We start from the raw sequence: 14,863 nt of genomic DNA, 5'->3' as shown, positions 1-14,863 counted from the left end.
AAGGCACGTATTTTCAAGGGTCTCTGACCGTCCTGCCCATCGGTTTGTACACACGGTCTGTATCCGCATGCATCGTAAATTCAGCTTGGTCTAGGCAAGCCGTCAAGCGAAATCTGGTAGATTGTCGACAGTCCGGTTTCCGTTGGAACCGTTGAAATTTGACCCTCGTAAGAGTTTCGTTTGACGGCCTAGGCCGGGTTTGAACTGACCAATAGACGTCTAGCGTATCCCCCTCGGGATCCCTCACAAGACGCCATTCGCTGCACTGGGCACGGCGGTTCATTCCAAAAGCTGCCGAGCGGCGCTTATCTGTTGTTGCCAGCCGCCCGGCTTTCACATCGTCCGTCAGTGCGCTGCAAAGTGCGTCACGAGATCGTAAATGTAGTCCCGGCCGCGGTAGAGCGCATCCGTCGAAATACGCTCGTTCAGCCCGTGAGTGCCTGCCGTGGCAGGATCGTTCCACAGCCCCGGAATGCCGTATGTCGGAATGTTCAGCTTGCTGAGGTACGTCGCATCGGTAGCCCCCGCCGACTGCGTGGGGATCACGGGAATGCCCGGAAAGTGTTTCGCCCCAATCGCGGCGATCGGCTTGAGGATCGCGGGGTCGAGCGGCGGCGTCACCGCGACCGGGCGTTCCTGGATCTTGCTCGGCGACACCTTCACCTGCGGATCGGCGATCACCTGTTCGATCGCTGCCTTGGTTTCCGCGGCGGTTTCTCCCGGCGCGATGCGGCAGTTGACGGACGCCGTGACACGCTGCGGCAAGGCGTTCGCGGCGTGGCCGCCCTCGATCAGCGTTGCGACGCACGTCGTGCGCAGCAACGGGTTGAGGCTCACATCCGCCGAGACGGTTTCCGCCGCCTTGGCATCACCGGGTTGCCTTGCAAGCTGAACCATCGCGACCCCAGTCGCGTCCTTCCGCAAAGCGCCAGACTGCGCCAGATAGGCTTGCGATACGGGGTTGAGATGGACCGGGAATTGCAGCGTGCTGACCTTGGTCAGCGCGGCGGCGAGGCGATAGATCGCATTGTCGGGCTGCGGTTGTGAACTATGGCCACCGCGATTGGTGATTTCGAGCACGAAGTTGCGCGGCGACTTCTGCGATACCTGGACACCCAGCGTCTCGGGACCGCCGCCGGGCGCGGTCCGCCCGCCGCCACCTTCGTTGAACGCGAAGCCGGCTTTCACCAGCTCGGGCCGGTTGTCGACGAGCCATCCGGCACCGTTGAGCACGCGCTCGTTCGTTCCTTCCTCGCCGCAGGTGAGCGCGAGCTTCACCGTGCGGCGCGGCTTGAAGCCGGATTGCTTCCAGCGGATCAGCGTATCCGAAAAGATCGCCGCCTGCGCCTTGTCGTCGCTGCTGCCGCGACCGTAGAAATAGCCGCCTTCCTCAACGAGGACGAAGGGATCACGGACCCAATCCTCGCGTTTCGCTTCGACGACGTCGATATGCGCGAGCAACAGCAAGGCCGGTTCCTTCGCGTTCGATCCGGCCCAGGTCACCACCAGGCCGCCGTCACGGGGGCGTCCATCCGGCACGTAGAGCACGAGGTCCTGCGCCGCGAAGCCCGCCGCGCTAAGCCGGGTCTGGACCTGCCGCGCCGCCTTGGTGCAGTCGCTGACCGAGGACGTCGTGTTGGTTTCCACCAGTTCCTTGTAGAGCGCGCGGAAGGCGGCCCGGTCCGTCCGTTGCGCAGGGGCCTGCGCGGCCGAGGCCACGGGGAGCATCACGGAGGCGGTCGCCAGCAGGGCGGATAGGAGAGGCTTCATGGTATGTCGTCCTGTTCGATATGGGGGCAAGTGTGGATCGAGATGGCAAGTCTGCCAATCTCGATCAGGGCAGGTCAGAAGCTCTTGCGCGCATTGACGCCGAGGGTTCGCGGGCGCGAGCTGACGTAATAATCCGGGACCCCGGTCGCCGACGCGACGCGATTGAGGCCGTATGTGTCGAACAGGTTGTTCGCGAACACCGACAGCGCGAACCCGTCCTGCGTATCGAAACCGATCCGGGCGTTGAAGATGCTGAAGTTGCCGATCTCGCGGTAGAAGGCGTTGGTCGTTCTGAGTTCGGTGTTCATCCGACCGGTATAGGTCCAGTCGAACCGCGCCAGACCCGTCAGCCGGCCGGAGAGGGGCGGGGTATATTCGATCCCCGCCGAGGCGGTTGTCTTCGGAATATAGGCCAGCGTGTCGCCGCCGCGCCCCGGAGCATTGATGAAGCCGGTTGAATCGACCTGGTCGGACGTCAGCCGGGCGTTGTTGTAATTGACGCTGCCGTTGATGCTGAGGTGGCGGATCGGACGAACGCTCGCTTCCGCTTCGATGCCCTCGACCCGGACGCCCGCAAGATTGTAGATGAAGTTGAAGTTGCCGCCGCCTTGCTGGAGCGTCGATACCGAGGTCTGTACCTCGTCCCAATCGGTCCGGTAGCCCGCGATGTTGAGCGTTGCCCTGCGATCGAACCAAGATGTCTTTGCGCCGAGCTCGTAGTTCCACAGCGAGTCCGGGCGGTAGACGAGATATTGTGCGGGGAGATTGGGGATGTTGTTCGCGCCCCCCGGACGGAAACCCTGCGCCGCATTGGCGTAGAACAGCACGTCGCGGGTCACGCGCAGTTCGGCGTTGAACTTCTTGACCCAGCCCTTGGCGTTGGCCTTGGTTTCCTCATACGGTCGGGGTTCCTGGCCGTTGGTGAAATTGTACCCGAGATATTCGCCACCGACGACCTTGGTATAGTCGAAATGGCGCAAGCCTACCGTGACGGTCAGTGGGGATAGCAGGCGGTAACCGACTTCGCCGAAGAACGCGGTCTGCTTGACGCTGGTCAGGATGTTGCGGCCGCCCAGATTGTCGACCGGATCGCGTTGTCCGCCCGTCACGGGGTCGCCTGCGAACGGCAAGGTATCGACGCGGTCGAAGCGGTCCTCGTGGAACAGGCCGACGGTGTAGGTGAGCGGGCCTTTGCCGTTCGATCCGAGACGCGCTTCCTGAATGAAGTTGCGGACGTAGCGCGGTTGATAGGCACCGAAAGGGGCCTTCGAGCGGGCATAGGCCTGATAGGCGGTGCGTTGCGCAGGCGTGCAGGTCGTCGTCGGGACGCCGAGCGCGACCCGCGTGTAGAGCGGGCACCAGCGTGCCCCCGAGACGACACTGGCGAAGGCGGCGTTGTTGTCGTTGGTGCTCTCCACATCCCACCGATACCAGGATGCATTGGTCGTCAGCGTGGCGAAGCCCAAATCGAACCGCCCGACGCCGTTGTAGAGTTGCAGCTTGTCATGCCACGGCTGGAAGATCTGGAAATCGGTGCGGAACGGGCCAAGGACCGAATTGTATTGCGCGGTGCCGTCGATATTCTGGGTCTGGAGCAGCGCGGTGGCGGTGATCGAAACGGCGCTGCTTGGCGTAAAGCCGAGCATGACACGGCCACCCTCGAGCGTTGCCCGGTTGGTGTTCTTGCGATCGAGCAGGGTATAATCGACATAGCCGCCTTGCCGCTCGCGGTAGCCAACGACGCGGAGAGCAAGCTTGTTGGCGACGATCGGGACGTTGAGCGCGCCCTTCACGAAATACCCTAGGCCGCCATTCTGTGTGGTGGTGGCTTGCGCCTCGACCGTGCCTTCGTATTTGCGGGCATCAGGCTGGTTGAACAAGACGCGCAAGGTCCCGCCCATCGATCCCGAACCATAAAGGGTTCCTTGCGGGCCGCGCAAAACCTCGACCCGCTCAACGTCGAAAAGATTGAGGTTGGGCGTATTGCCCGCCGGGTCGGAATTCGTTCCGGAAGGTCCCGTCAGCGGGGTCTCGCCGTAATACAGGCCGACGGTGCTTTCACCTGCCGCCTGAACACCACGGATCGAGACACGGGTCCGTCCTGAATCACTTTCGGTCAGTTGAAGCCCGGGGACCTGGCGGATGATATCGGCGATCGTCGTCGCACCGAGTCTCGCCAACTGCCCTTCGCCGAGCGCTGAGATAGCGATCGGTGTCGTCTGCACCGTCGACTGGCGACGCAGCGCCGTGACGACGATGTCGCCGGATTGATCATCGGGTGTCGCGGTTGCTGGGTTTGACGGGGCTTGCTCTGCCTCGGTCTGGGCGAAGGCCGGATCTGGTGCCGCCATCACGGCAATAACCATCAGGCCGGATCGTGTGGATAATAGCATTCTGCCCCCATTCGTCATTCGATCGGGCAAGCGTCCTACGCTCACCGATCGGGGCATGATGGCTCAAACTCCTACCAATCCAATGGGGTATTGGGTTTCGAGGGGCCAAGATAATGCATGTTGCTGATCGTTCTTGCGATTTGCTACGCGCCCGGCGTTTTCGAGGCTTCTGGCGCGCGCCTTTATTGCAGGATTGCATAGCTCCGAGCTGCTCGAACATAGCATAGTGGTCGTGCTGCCCATTAGCTCTTGCCGCAAGAACAATGCCCGGTTGCGGCCGAGAAATTGCGAACCCGGTCCTTTTGGCTTCAGCGGTGCACTTGTTCAGGGCGTCGACATTGTGCGCTCGAGGAGAGTTAGGGCTTGCCGCCTCGTATGACTAGGCGCTCTTCGGTAGCCAACCGCACGATCAGTCTCTAGGAAGCTCCGCGTCGACTGTCCTTCCCGCATTCCGGACCTGACGCTTGGCAGCGGTTCTGTTTCAGGCATGCCCACGAACACTTTCCAATGGCCAGAGTGGCGATCTGTCGAACGCTTGCGGGCTGAGGGGAAGGAATGTCCCGAGGCGGTTGTCGATCAGAGCTGTCCGCTCTTAGATATCCGCGTGCATATCTACACCGTCGCGCCGCGCCCTTGTAACCCGCGCTGAGCCCGAGATAGAGCAAGCTCAAACGACGGTGTGTACGCCCTCGATGGCGCGAAAGGTCGCGCGCAACCTCATAGAAAAGGCAGCCATCACGTCTTGATCACGGCGGCGGTGGGCCTGCGCGGCGACCAGGGCAGTGTCGGCCCATAGCCGAAGCGCATGACGATGTCGGGACGTCGCCCCTTTAGACCGACCAGTGCTGCCAGATCGGGACGCAGGCTGGCGACTTCCACAGGCTGATTGATGAAGGCGTGCTTGAGCCCAAGCGCCGTCGCCTGCAACGCGAAGCGTTGGCAGGCTTGGCCGACCGCCACCCAGTTTGCTGGCGATTCCCCGGCACCCACGAAGATTGCAATGCCCGCGGACGAACGGATCTGCCGCGAATAGACGTCGTTCTGCGATGCCGCCGTGGACAGCCAGTCGAACGCTGGTGGCCCCAGCCAGTCCGGAAGCGCCGGGTTGCCGCTCGCCACGCTATAAAGGCCGTCGCCCGTTCGCAGCGCCTGACGCGGGTTGAAGCGCAGCCAGGACTTCAATTCGCGCACGAAAGCTGCATCGGCCATCTGCGCACTGTTGCCCGTGACCACCAGGTCACGCAGGCGGTCGATCCGCGTGCGATCAGTAAGTAACACGAGATCGACGCCAGGAACGCTCGCTGCGCTGGCGAGGCGATCGAGATCGGTCGGATCCACCGCGCGGCCGTCATAGTCGGCGCGCGTGGACTGTCGCTTCGGAATCGCATCGAACAAAGTCGATGGTCGCATCGCCCCGTTCTCGAAATCGAAAACGATCGATCCGGCAGCCGACGGATCGAAGCGGACGCGCCCGGGGCGACCCCGTGCCGCAGACGCCAGCGAGAGATTCTCGGCCGCGCAGCCCAGGCTGACGAACAGATGGTGGTCATCGGGATCGACGACCGGCGTTCGCCGCGCGAAGTCGGGGAGAACATCGATCTGCCTCTCGCCCAGCCGAAACCGCCATGGCTGCGTGTTGTGACCATTGGCCGCGAGCGTGGCGTAGCGGAGGAGATCGCGGAACGTGGCAGGATCATCCAGCGGCTTGCGGAGCGAAGTGATGTCGGTTGCATAGTCCGCAGATGACCCCATGCCAGATAGGGTGAGCAAGGTCGCGCTGCCGCCGAGCGCGACTGTTGCGCCGGCTCCGATGAGCAAGTGCCTACGGTTCACGCGTCGTTCCTTTTCGAGAGGGTGGTGGGGATGTCCGAGGCGGCGAATTGGGTGCTGCCGGAGATTTCCCAGGCGGCCATGAACAGCGCCGCAATCACTGGCCCTATGACGAAGCCGTTGAACCCCATGAGCTCGAACCCGCCGAGCGTGGCGATGAGGACGACATAATCGGGCATGCGGGCGTCGCGCCCGACAAGGATCGGGCGAACGACATTGTCCACGCTGCTAATAATGAAGAAGCCGCACGCGCCCAGCACGACAGCCTGCCAGATCGCGTCGGTGGCCAGCAGGTAGAACGTTACCGGAACCCAGATCAGCCCGGTGCCGATGGCGGGGAACAGCGAGAACACACCCATCGCCACACCCCAGAGCAACGCACCCTGAATGCCGAGCGCCCAGAACACGAGGCCGCCGGTGGTCCCCTGCAGGATCGCGACGATCAGGCTCCCCTTGATGGTCGCGCGGATCACCGCGACGAACTTCGCGATGAGGACTACGCGCTGGTCGGGGGGCAACGGTATGGCGCGCTCGATCCGCGCCGCCAGCGCATGCCCGTCGCGCAGCAGGAAGAAGGTCAGGTACAGCATCACGCCAAGCGCGAGGAAGAACGCGAAGGTCCCCTGGCCGATATTGAGAAGCTGTCCGGCAACCATCTGGAAGCTGTTCGCAATGCCCTGGCCAAGCTTGGTACGCAGCCCGCCCATGTCGCCGAGGCCGATATCGGCGAGCCAGCTTCTGGCCCAACCGGGAAGATGCTCCTGCGTCTCCAGGAAAACATGCCCGAGATCAATGTCGCCCGCGCGGATGCGGGTGTAGAAGGCGGTCGCTTCGCGCAGGAGGGCTGCCGCCAGCAGCATCGCCGGCACCACCACGACCATGACGATCACCAACAGCGTGACGACCGCAGCACTGCCCCGCCGCCGTGGCATCCCGCGAAGCAAACGCGTGTTGAGCGGATCGAACAGCACGGCCGCGATCACAGCCCAGAGTATCGCCCCGGAGAAGGGCGCGATCAGCCACAGGAAGGCTAGCGTCGCAACGGCAACCAGCGCTACGAGCGTGACACGCGCCAGCGCCGTGGAGGCGGGTACACCCTCGCTCATGGTGCCGCCGTTTGGTTGCGGACGGAAGTTGGCGATACCCATGCCGCCAGTCGCCGGACCAGCGGCTTGCACCCTTCGAGCAGCACCAGCAGGACAATGCCCAGGCCGACCGCGAGCGCCATGTCGCGCCACGCGATCGACCCGAACTTCAGCAAGACCTGCGCCTGCGGCAGGAACAGGATCAGCGCGGTTACGCCGCTGATCGCGACCGCGACATAGCGCAGCGCCGCATTGTGCCGGACGAACGCTTGCCCAAGCGACGCGCTGAACGACCGGTTGACGAGGATCAGCGCGACGATCGCGGCAACGAGCGCGAAGAACATCAGCGCGCGCAGCTCGATCTCCGGCATTCCGCTCCACGTCTCGACCAGGAAGACGGTCGCCAGCATCGTAAAAGCGAGGCCACCCTGGAACACGCTCCAGACGATCATCGGCAGCGAGAACAGCGGTTCGGCTGGCGCGCGCGGCGGGCGGGCTATGATGTCGTCTTCGTCCCGCTCGGCTTCGAACACGAGGGCACAGACGGGGTCGATCACCATTTCGAGCAGCGCGATATGGATCGGCCCGAACACGATCGGCAGGCCCAAGATCAACGGCAGCAACGCCAGCCCGGCGATCGGCACGTGCACCGCGAAGATGAAGGCCATCGCCTTGCGGAGATTGTCGTAGATCCGCCGCCCGAGCCGGACCGATTGCACGATCGATCCGAAGTCGTCCTCGAGCAGGACCATGGCGGACGCCTCGCGCGCGACGTCGGTGCCGCGCTTGCCCATGGCGATGCCGATGTGCGCAGCCTTGAGCGATGGCGCATCGTTGACTCCGTCCCCGGTCATCGCGACGATCTCCCCGTCGGCCTTGAACGCCTGGACGATGCGCAACTTCTGCTCGGGCATGATCCGGGCGAACACCGTGACCGTCTTCAGGCGCTCCGCGAGTTGTGCGTCGTCGAGCGATGCCAGCTCGGAGCCAGTCAGCACGTCTCCCTCGGCGATCCCGGCTTGGGTGGCGATCGACCGGGCGGTGGCGGCATAGTCGCCGGTAATCATTACGACCCGGATTCCGGCGCTGCGGCATTCGGCCACCGCGCCCGGCACGCTCACGCGGATCGGATCGGCCATCCCGACCAGCCCGGTCAGCGTATAAGTGTAGTCGCGCTGGGTTTCGGCCCAGTCGCGATTTGGCGGTGTGGCGGTCGCGACGGCGAGCACGCGGATCCCGCGGATCGCCATCGCTTCGACGGCGGCTGTCATGGCTGCGAGCGCGTCCCCGATAAGGTGGCAAAGGCCAGCGATTGCTTCCGGAGCGCCCTTGGCCGCGATGGACAGCGTGTCGCCATCGTCCCAGACGTTCGACATTGCCAACAATTCGGGACGCAGCGCATACGCATGCACCGGCCCCCCGTTGGGCAAAGCGATCGACGGGAGAGCGGTGCGCGCGCCGTGCAGGGCGACATCCATCGGATCGCTTGGCTCGACGGCACTTGCGAGCGCCGCATTCTCGATCAAGGCGTGAAACGAGTCTGCGACGACACCGTCAGGCCCGATCGTGAACGTCTCGCCCGTAGGCAGCCACAATTCCGCAAGCGACATGCGGTTTTCGGTCAGTGTGCCGGTCTTGTCGGTGCACAGCACGGTCGCCGACCCGAGCGTTTCGATCGCCGTCGCGCGCCGGGTGAGCACCCCGACCGTGCCGATCCGCCACGCGCCCATCGCGAGGAACACCGTCAGAACGACGGGAAACTCCTCGGGCAGCATCGACATGCCGATGGCGATGCCGGCCAGCACCGCCTCGATCCAGCCGCCGCGGAGCAGGCCGTAGAGCGCTACCACCAGCAAAGCGACCGCACCGCCGCCGATCGCGCACCAGGTGACGATCCGCGTCGTTTCGCGGCGCAGGCGCGGCGCTTCGGTATCGAGCGTGGCCAGCGACTGGCCGATCCGGCCGATCTCGCTGCGCGGTCCGGTGGCCAGCACCTGCGCGGTGCCGCTGCCGCGCGCGACGAGCGAGCCCGAATAGACATAGGGCTGGCCGTCGCCACCGGGGCGGCGGGTTTCGGACGCGGCCTGGTCGGTCGCGACGACCTTGCCGACCTGAAGCGATTCGCCGGTCAGCAGCGATTCGTCGGTCTGGAGATCGCTCGCCTCGACGAGCACCGCATCGGCGGCGATGCGGTCACCTTGTTCCAGCACGATCAGGTCGTCGCGCACGACCTCGCGCCCGGCGATGGTCACGCGGGCGCCGTCGCGGATGACGCGTGCACGGGGAGCGGACAGGTCCCGCAATGCCTCCAGTACATGCTCGGTCCGCGTTTCCTGGATGACGGTCACGCCGACCGAAAAGGTCGCGAAGCCGAGCAGGATCAACGCCTCGGTCAGATCGCCGAGGAGCAAATAGGCGACACCGCCCGCCAGCAGGAGTGCCAGCATCGGCTCGCGCAAGACTTCGAACGCGATCCGCAGGATCGATCGCCGTCCCGCCCGGGCAAGCTCGTTCGGGCCGTCCTCCGCAAGCCGCGCGGCGGCCTCGGCCGAGGACAAACCTGTGGGAATTGGGACCGTCATCGTGAAAACAGGACTGGCAGTCGAGCCTTGTCGAGCAAGCGGTGTGTGACGCCACCGAACACCGCTTCCCTCAAGCGTGCATGGGCGAAAGCACCGATGGCGAGCAGGTCCGCGTCATTCTCCAGCGCGAAAGCTTCCAGCGTCTGGGTATCGGATAACTCGTCGCTTCCGATCTGTTCCCAGTCGGCGCGTAACCCATGCCGGATGAGGTGGCGAACCACTTCCCCCGCACTCTCGGCAGCGACGCGGTGTTCGTCCGCAAAGCCACCGACGGTGACGACGGTGATCTTGGCATCAGGCGTAGCCAGCGCCACGAGATCGTGCACAGCGCGCCGCGCTTCTGGGCTGTCCTTCCAACCGATGACGGCATTCTGCACCGGGGGCAGTTCGTCGCCTTGGGCCAGAACCAGCAGCGGTGAACCGGCACCCATCACAATCGTCTCGGATGCGTGGCGCCGCAGCCACTGCGTTTCCCAAAGGTCTTCGCCACCGATCAGGATCAGGTCTGCGACCGGGCCGGCGCGGCCAGTGCGGCGGGCCAGCGCGAAGATTTCGTCATGCAGGCCGACCACACGGATCGTGGCGGTCGATTCGGCGACCATGTCGGAGATCTGTTTGCTACGCTTGGTGTGATCGTCCGCCATCGCCCAGTCCGGCACGTACATCGTCGTCAGCGGCGCCAGAGCAGGGATCAGAACCGGGCTGGGTGTCAGGACTTCGATCGTAAGGTCGGCCGCCATGCGCTCGGCCATCTTTACGGCGGCGCGAATGATCGGATTGGCGTGCGCCGAATTCTCGACGATGAGCAGGAGGTCCTTGACCATGATGAATTTCCTTCGGGCGTTGGGTTGATCTCTGAGAGGATATTGCGTTCAGTCGTCTCTCCCGCCTTCGCGGCCCTCGCCACCTTCGCCAGAGCCGCTGCGATGGCAGCGCGCACAATTCTCGATGTTCTGGATCCCTTCCTCGGCATGCTTGGCGCGGATCCGATCGGGCTGGTGCTGGTGGCAGCTGAAACAGGTCGTATGGCGGGTGTCGCCACCGGTGTGGCAGGTCGCGCAGGACGCATTGTGCGGGCCGGTAAGCGCGAAGAACTTTGCATGGTCGAAGGTCGCAGGTTTCCACCGGGCCTGGGTGTGACATGCCGCGCAATTGCTGCCGGCCTGCGCATGCATCGCCGTTTGCGGTGCCCGGTGGCAGGTCGCGCACTGGCCGCGCACGTCTGGCCGTAGCAGGGCGTGGGCAAAGCGCGGCCGCGACGCCTTCACCAGATGGGGGGCGCTATGGTCAGTGTGACACGCCATGCAGTTGGGCGTCGTCAAAGACTGGTGGAAGGCGATTACATCACCATCCTGCTTGACTGGCGCCCCTGTTGTCGTCCGGATGCCGATGTCGTCGACCCTGTGGCAAGCGGTGCAGCGATCGGCCGACGCGCCCTTGAACGGCGCATGGCAGGCGAAGCAGTTTGTCGTGATGCTCGCGTGCGGCGGGATCAACGGCCCTGGCGCAACCATCAGGTGCGGCAAGGCAAAGACAAGCGCGATCAGCCCGCACAGGTTGATGACAATCAGCCAGAGCCCCCAACGGCGCATCACGTCCACCCCCAGAACAGGCAGATCGCGATGATATGCGCCAACGCCAGCACGCCGAACGCCAGCGTGATCGGCAGGTGGACAATGCGCCATGCCTTGACGACATCGAAGGCGAGGCTGTCCCAATAGGTCTGCTCTTCAAGCGCTTCCGCCGACAGCCCCTGCGCGCGCAACCGCGTGCGGGTCGCTTCCAGTCGTTTGCGCGATCGTCCCAGCAGATATTTGAAGGTCAGGCCGCTGGCGATGTTGATGAGCATCGCCCAAACCGCGAGCCAGGCAAGGATCGCGTTGAAGTGGATGCCGGCATGGACGAGGACCAGCAACGATCCTGCCCAGGCGAGCCGCTCATGCCAGCGGAGCAGGTTGGCCGGCTTGCCCGACTTGATCAGCTTCCGCTTGCGCATCGAATAGCCTGACGAGGCAAGGATCAGCAGAACGCCGGGAATGCCGAGATAGCGACCGATCCAGACGGCATTGGCAAGGTGCAATGCCGCGTCGAGTGCCAGTGCAGCCCCCCCGAGCGCGGCGAGCGACAGGTAGAACGGGATGACCTCGCGGCTCAACAAACTGGTGCGCAGGCCGCTCATGCCTGGAGGACCAGATCGCCGGTCGGCACAGCCACACAGAGCAGGCAATGGCCCTTGGCAACTTCGAAGGACGACGGTTGCGGGTAGCGGACTTCGCCCGCCGTCAGCGCCGTCTCGCAGGTGCCACAGCTTCCCGATCGGCAGCCGGAGTCGACTGTGATGCCGTGGCGTTCGGCAAAGTCGAGCAGGTTCTTGTCAGCGCTTGTCCAACTGAGCGTCCGGGCCGAGGTCACGAACTGTATCTTGATCGCCGTTTCGAGCGGGGCTGCGATCCCCTGTTCGGTGGACTGGATCGAGGCCGGACCGAACGCTTCATAGTGGACAGCGTCGCCTGCCACGCCCCACTCAAGCAGTGCGGGGACGAGGCTCGCCATCATTGGTGGTGGCCCGCACACATAAAAATTGTGCCGCCCGCGCGGCAGGACGCGACGCAACAGCGCAACGTCAATGAAGCCTGTGGCGTGAAAGCTGTCCCCTTCGGCCTTCCCCGGAAGTGGGCAACTTTGGACGATCGTCACGTGGAAATTGGGATGCTGCTGCTTCATCGCGAGAAGGTCGGCCTCGAACACCAGTTCGCGAAGGTCTCGGACGCCGTAGAAGAGATGGAGCGCGCGGCCAGGGTGCGTCGCGAGCGCGGCGCGCGCCATTGCGAACAGCGGCGTGATACCGATGCCACCCGCGATCAGGACTGCCGGGACGCTGGAGTCGTCTCCAAGCACAAATGCCCCGGCAGGCGCGCGTAACTGAAGGATGGAACTCGGTGCGACCTTGTCGTGGAAGTAATTCGAAACGAGCCCAGGCGGCAGATCGGGCCGATCGCACGGCGCTGGGACCCGCTTCACCGTGATCCGAAACGCTTGCGGGTCATGCCGGTCGGACAGCGAGTAGCAGCGGGTAACCCGTTTAACCTCCCCTTGGGCATCGGGCAGCTCCAACTGGAACGTCAGGAACTGGCCGGCGCGATATGGGGCAAGCGGCTGTTGATCGACGGGCTCCAGGTAGAAAGAAGTCTGGCTGGTCGCGTCGTCTTCATCCTCGCGCGATCGGACGCGAAAAGCGCGTAAGCCGGCCCAGGCTGCGTTTGGGAGCGAGCGGCCTTGGGCAGGTTCCAGCAAGGGCGGTCGGCGGCGAAGTGCTGTGAAGAGGATCGCAACGATGACCTGGGCCAGCAGCGCGGCGGAGATATAGCCGAGGAGCGCGAGCGCCGTCACCCGTACCAGCATTCGGGCGAAGCGGCCGCACGGTGTTTCATACCGCCGCTCCTACCAGCATGCCGATCCCGGCTGTCAGCGCCATTGCCAGCGCCCCCCAGAAGGTGACACGGACCGTTGCGATCCAGACCGGCGCGCCGCCCGCCCGCGCGCCAACGGCACCCAGCAGCGCGAGGAATAAAAAGCGACGCGATGGCTTCGATGACGACCAGCCAGGGCGCCGGCGCAAAGATCACGATCGCCAATGGCAGCGCGGCACCGGCGGTGAAGGTCGCGGCGGAAGTGAGCGCAGCCTGGATCGGCCGCGCCGTCGTCATCTCGGAGATGCCGCGTTCGTCATGGGCATGGGCGGCCAGCGCGTCCTTGGCCATCAACTGCCGTGCTACAGTGTCGGCGGTTGCCGAATCCACGCCACGCTTCATGTAAATGCCAGCGAGTTCCTGGATTTCCGCATCAACGTCGCCGGAAAGTTCGGCGCGCTCGCGAGCAAGATCGGCCTGTTCGGTGTCGAATTGCGAGCTGACCGAGGCATATTCGACGGCCGCCATCGACATGGCCCCAGCGACCAATCCCGCGACATCGGCTATGAGGATATCGCCCCGCTTTGTGACGGCCGCCGATACGCCGATGATCAGGCTGGCGGTCGAGACGATGCCATCGTTAGCCCCGAGGACTGCAGCACGGAGCCAGCCGATGCGAGATACCAGATGGCGTTCGGAGTGAAGGTGCAGCCTAGTCATCGCCGCGTTCGCCTTTTTCGGGACCGCCATTGTGGGTGCCTGCATCGGCATGAGCACCGGGGGTGAATGCTAAGGGGGCGACCACCGTGGCTCCATACGTAGTTCCCGCGGTTACGACCGCAGCGACGGGCAGCGCTAGGGCTTTGCCTAAGCGAAGAACGACACCTCCTGCGTTTTCCAGCGATCGCGCACGCCGACCTCGCCCTGATAGAAGGTAAACGTTGCTCGGACGCGTTTGCCGTTATGCACGCCACCGCCGAGGACGGTTTCTGCGGTCTCTTCGGTCATTTGTTCGCCACCCGAATGCCGACCGTGATCTGGTCCTGTTGCTGGAAATTGGTGGTGAAGCTGATCTCCACGCCCAGGACGATGCCGGTGCCGTTGAAGATCGAGCTGCCGCGCATGGCGGTCGCGATCTCGACCCAGAAGGCGAACGTCAGCCCGGCGTAACGTGGCGTGTAGTCGCCGTCCGTCAGCACCATTAAACCGGCGGCCGTTGCGTCCGCGTTCGGAGTGACGGCGAAGGAGGTCACCTCCTCGCCCGGCTGCAGGATGTCGCGCAGCGTGTCGCCGCGGGTGTCTGCCGCGATCGATGCGATGCCGCCGATGGCTCCCGGGCAAACCACTTATCTCGTGACGGGGTTCGGCAAGCTGTATTCCAAGGCGGGCTTCGGCAACGCGTTCCGCGACTGGTGCGACGAGGCGGGGCTGCTGCAATGCACGGCGCATGGGCTGCGCAAGGCGATGATGCGGCGCCTGTCGGAACAGAAAACCAGCCAGCAGGGAATCAAAGCGGTGTCCGGCCATAGTGGCGATCAGGAGGTGGCGCTGTACGTCGCCGCAGCGAACCAGAGAGAGCGATGGCGGACGACGCGATCACCTCGGTTTCCGATTGGGAATTGTCTAACTAACCATGACAAGCATGTCTAACCACCCCGCAAACAGCGGTTTTATAACGCTAATTTTCGAAGGTGGTGACCCCTACGGGAATCGAACCCGTGCTTCAGCCGTGAAAGGGCCGCGTCCTAACCGCTAGACGAAGGGGCCGTCCCCGATTGCTCGGGAAGCGAAGG

At 64.2% G+C, this 14,863-nt stretch carries 12 protein-coding genes, 1 tRNA gene and 1 pseudogene; 1 reads left to right on the top strand and 13 read right to left on the bottom strand.

Translation table 11 applies throughout. From position 1 onward, the window contains the following. Window positions 1-345: 345 nt before the first annotated feature. The 12 genes and pseudogenes from ABIC16_RS12795 to ABIC16_RS12740 form a co-directional block, all read right to left on the bottom strand. Window positions 346-1,770, bottom strand: a complete 1,425-nt coding sequence (locus ABIC16_RS12795; RefSeq protein ID WP_354291394.1) for a M20/M25/M40 family metallo-hydrolase — start codon at window positions 1,768-1,770, stop codon at window positions 346-348. Window positions 1,771-1,844: 74 nt separating this feature from the next. Then, window positions 1,845-4,121 (bottom strand): TonB-dependent receptor, encoded by a 2,277-nt coding sequence (locus tag ABIC16_RS12790; protein ID WP_354291393.1) that lies wholly within the window; start codon window positions 4,119-4,121, stop codon window positions 1,845-1,847. Window positions 4,122-4,898: 777 nt separating this feature from the next. Then, window positions 4,899-5,996 (bottom strand): Acg family FMN-binding oxidoreductase, encoded by a 1,098-nt coding sequence (locus ABIC16_RS12785; protein WP_354291392.1) that lies wholly within the window; start codon window positions 5,994-5,996, stop codon window positions 4,899-4,901. Further along, window positions 5,993-7,099 (bottom strand): AI-2E family transporter, encoded by a 1,107-nt coding sequence (locus ABIC16_RS12780; RefSeq protein ID WP_354291391.1) that lies wholly within the window; start codon window positions 7,097-7,099, stop codon window positions 5,993-5,995. The genes ABIC16_RS12785 and ABIC16_RS12780 overlap by 4 nt, the downstream gene beginning before the upstream one ends. Beyond that, window positions 7,096-9,660, bottom strand: coding sequence for a cation-translocating P-type ATPase (locus ABIC16_RS12775; RefSeq protein ID WP_354291390.1), 2,565 nt, complete (start codon window positions 9,658-9,660; stop codon window positions 7,096-7,098). Before ABIC16_RS12775 ends, ABIC16_RS12780 begins: the two co-directional genes overlap by 4 nt. Next, window positions 9,657-10,484: a universal stress protein gene (locus ABIC16_RS12770; protein ID WP_354291389.1), complete on the bottom strand. Its 828-nt coding sequence runs from the start codon at window positions 10,482-10,484 to the stop codon at window positions 9,657-9,659. Before ABIC16_RS12770 ends, ABIC16_RS12775 begins: the two co-directional genes overlap by 4 nt. Before the next feature lie 48 nt (window positions 10,485-10,532). After that, a complete protein-coding gene (locus ABIC16_RS12765; RefSeq protein ID WP_354292319.1) occupies window positions 10,533-11,252 on the bottom strand; it encodes a cytochrome c3 family protein in 720 nt (239 codons plus the stop codon). Further along, window positions 11,252-11,839 carry a hypothetical protein gene (locus ABIC16_RS12760; protein WP_354291388.1) on the bottom strand — a complete coding sequence of 196 codons (588 nt, stop codon included), beginning with the start codon at window positions 11,837-11,839 and terminating at the stop codon, window positions 11,252-11,254. The genes ABIC16_RS12765 and ABIC16_RS12760 overlap by 1 nt, the downstream gene beginning before the upstream one ends. Then, complete coding sequence (locus ABIC16_RS12755; protein ID WP_354291387.1) at window positions 11,836-13,050, bottom strand: 2Fe-2S iron-sulfur cluster-binding protein; 1,215 nt, start codon at window positions 13,048-13,050, stop codon at window positions 11,836-11,838. Before ABIC16_RS12755 ends, ABIC16_RS12760 begins: the two co-directional genes overlap by 4 nt. Before the next feature lie 37 nt (window positions 13,051-13,087). Further along, window positions 13,088-13,790, bottom strand: a pseudogene (locus ABIC16_RS12750) (VIT1/CCC1 transporter family protein). A 147-nt stretch (window positions 13,791-13,937) separates the two neighbouring features. Beyond that, the gene (locus ABIC16_RS12745) at window positions 13,938-14,078 is read right to left on the bottom strand and encodes a hypothetical protein (RefSeq protein WP_354291386.1); all 141 of its coding nucleotides are present in this window, start codon (window positions 14,076-14,078) and stop codon (window positions 13,938-13,940) included. After that, window positions 14,075-14,416: a hypothetical protein gene (locus tag ABIC16_RS12740; protein WP_354291385.1), complete on the bottom strand. Its 342-nt coding sequence runs from the start codon at window positions 14,414-14,416 to the stop codon at window positions 14,075-14,077. Before ABIC16_RS12740 ends, ABIC16_RS12745 begins: the two co-directional genes overlap by 4 nt. Window positions 14,417-14,423: 7 nt before the next feature. On the opposite strand from ABIC16_RS12740, the gene ABIC16_RS12735 reads away from it, so the two are divergent. Beyond that, entirely contained in the window at window positions 14,424-14,720 is a 297-nt protein-coding gene (locus tag ABIC16_RS12735) for a tyrosine-type recombinase/integrase (RefSeq protein ID WP_354291384.1), read from the top strand. Window positions 14,721-14,762: 42 nt separating this feature from the next. On the opposite strand, the gene ABIC16_RS12730 is transcribed toward ABIC16_RS12735, so the two are convergent. Continuing rightward, window positions 14,763-14,837, bottom strand: a tRNA-Glu gene (locus tag ABIC16_RS12730). Between the last annotated feature and the right edge of the window lie 26 nt (window positions 14,838-14,863).

It is taken from the genome of Sphingomonas sp. PvP055, assembly GCF_040546365.1.
GTDB lineage: Bacteria > Pseudomonadota > Alphaproteobacteria > Sphingomonadales > Sphingomonadaceae > Sphingomonas > Sphingomonas echinoides_A.
The sequence above is the reverse complement of the archived record's forward strand: the minus strand, read 5'-3'. Positions and strand labels throughout refer to the sequence as shown.

Coding starts and splice junctions, on each gene's coding strand:
- ABIC16_RS12790 (WP_354291393.1), bottom strand. CDS start 4,121: ATGGCGGCACCAGATCCGGCCTTCGCCCAGACCGAGGCAGAGCAAGCC.
- ABIC16_RS12765 (WP_354292319.1), bottom strand. CDS start 11,252: ATGCGCCGTTGGGGGCTCTGGCTGATTGTCATCAACCTGTGCGGGCTG.
- ABIC16_RS12795 (WP_354291394.1), bottom strand. CDS start 1,770: ATGAAGCCTCTCCTATCCGCCCTGCTGGCGACCGCCTCCGTGATGCTC.
- ABIC16_RS12770 (WP_354291389.1), bottom strand. CDS start 10,484: ATGGTCAAGGACCTCCTGCTCATCGTCGAGAATTCGGCGCACGCCAAT.
- ABIC16_RS12745 (WP_354291386.1), bottom strand. CDS start 14,078: ATGACCGAAGAGACCGCAGAAACCGTCCTCGGCGGTGGCGTGCATAAC.
- ABIC16_RS12780 (WP_354291391.1), bottom strand. CDS start 7,099: ATGAGCGAGGGTGTACCCGCCTCCACGGCGCTGGCGCGTGTCACGCTC.
- ABIC16_RS12760 (WP_354291388.1), bottom strand. CDS start 11,839: ATGAGCGGCCTGCGCACCAGTTTGTTGAGCCGCGAGGTCATCCCGTTC.
- ABIC16_RS12775 (WP_354291390.1), bottom strand. CDS start 9,660: ATGACGGTCCCAATTCCCACAGGTTTGTCCTCGGCCGAGGCCGCCGCG.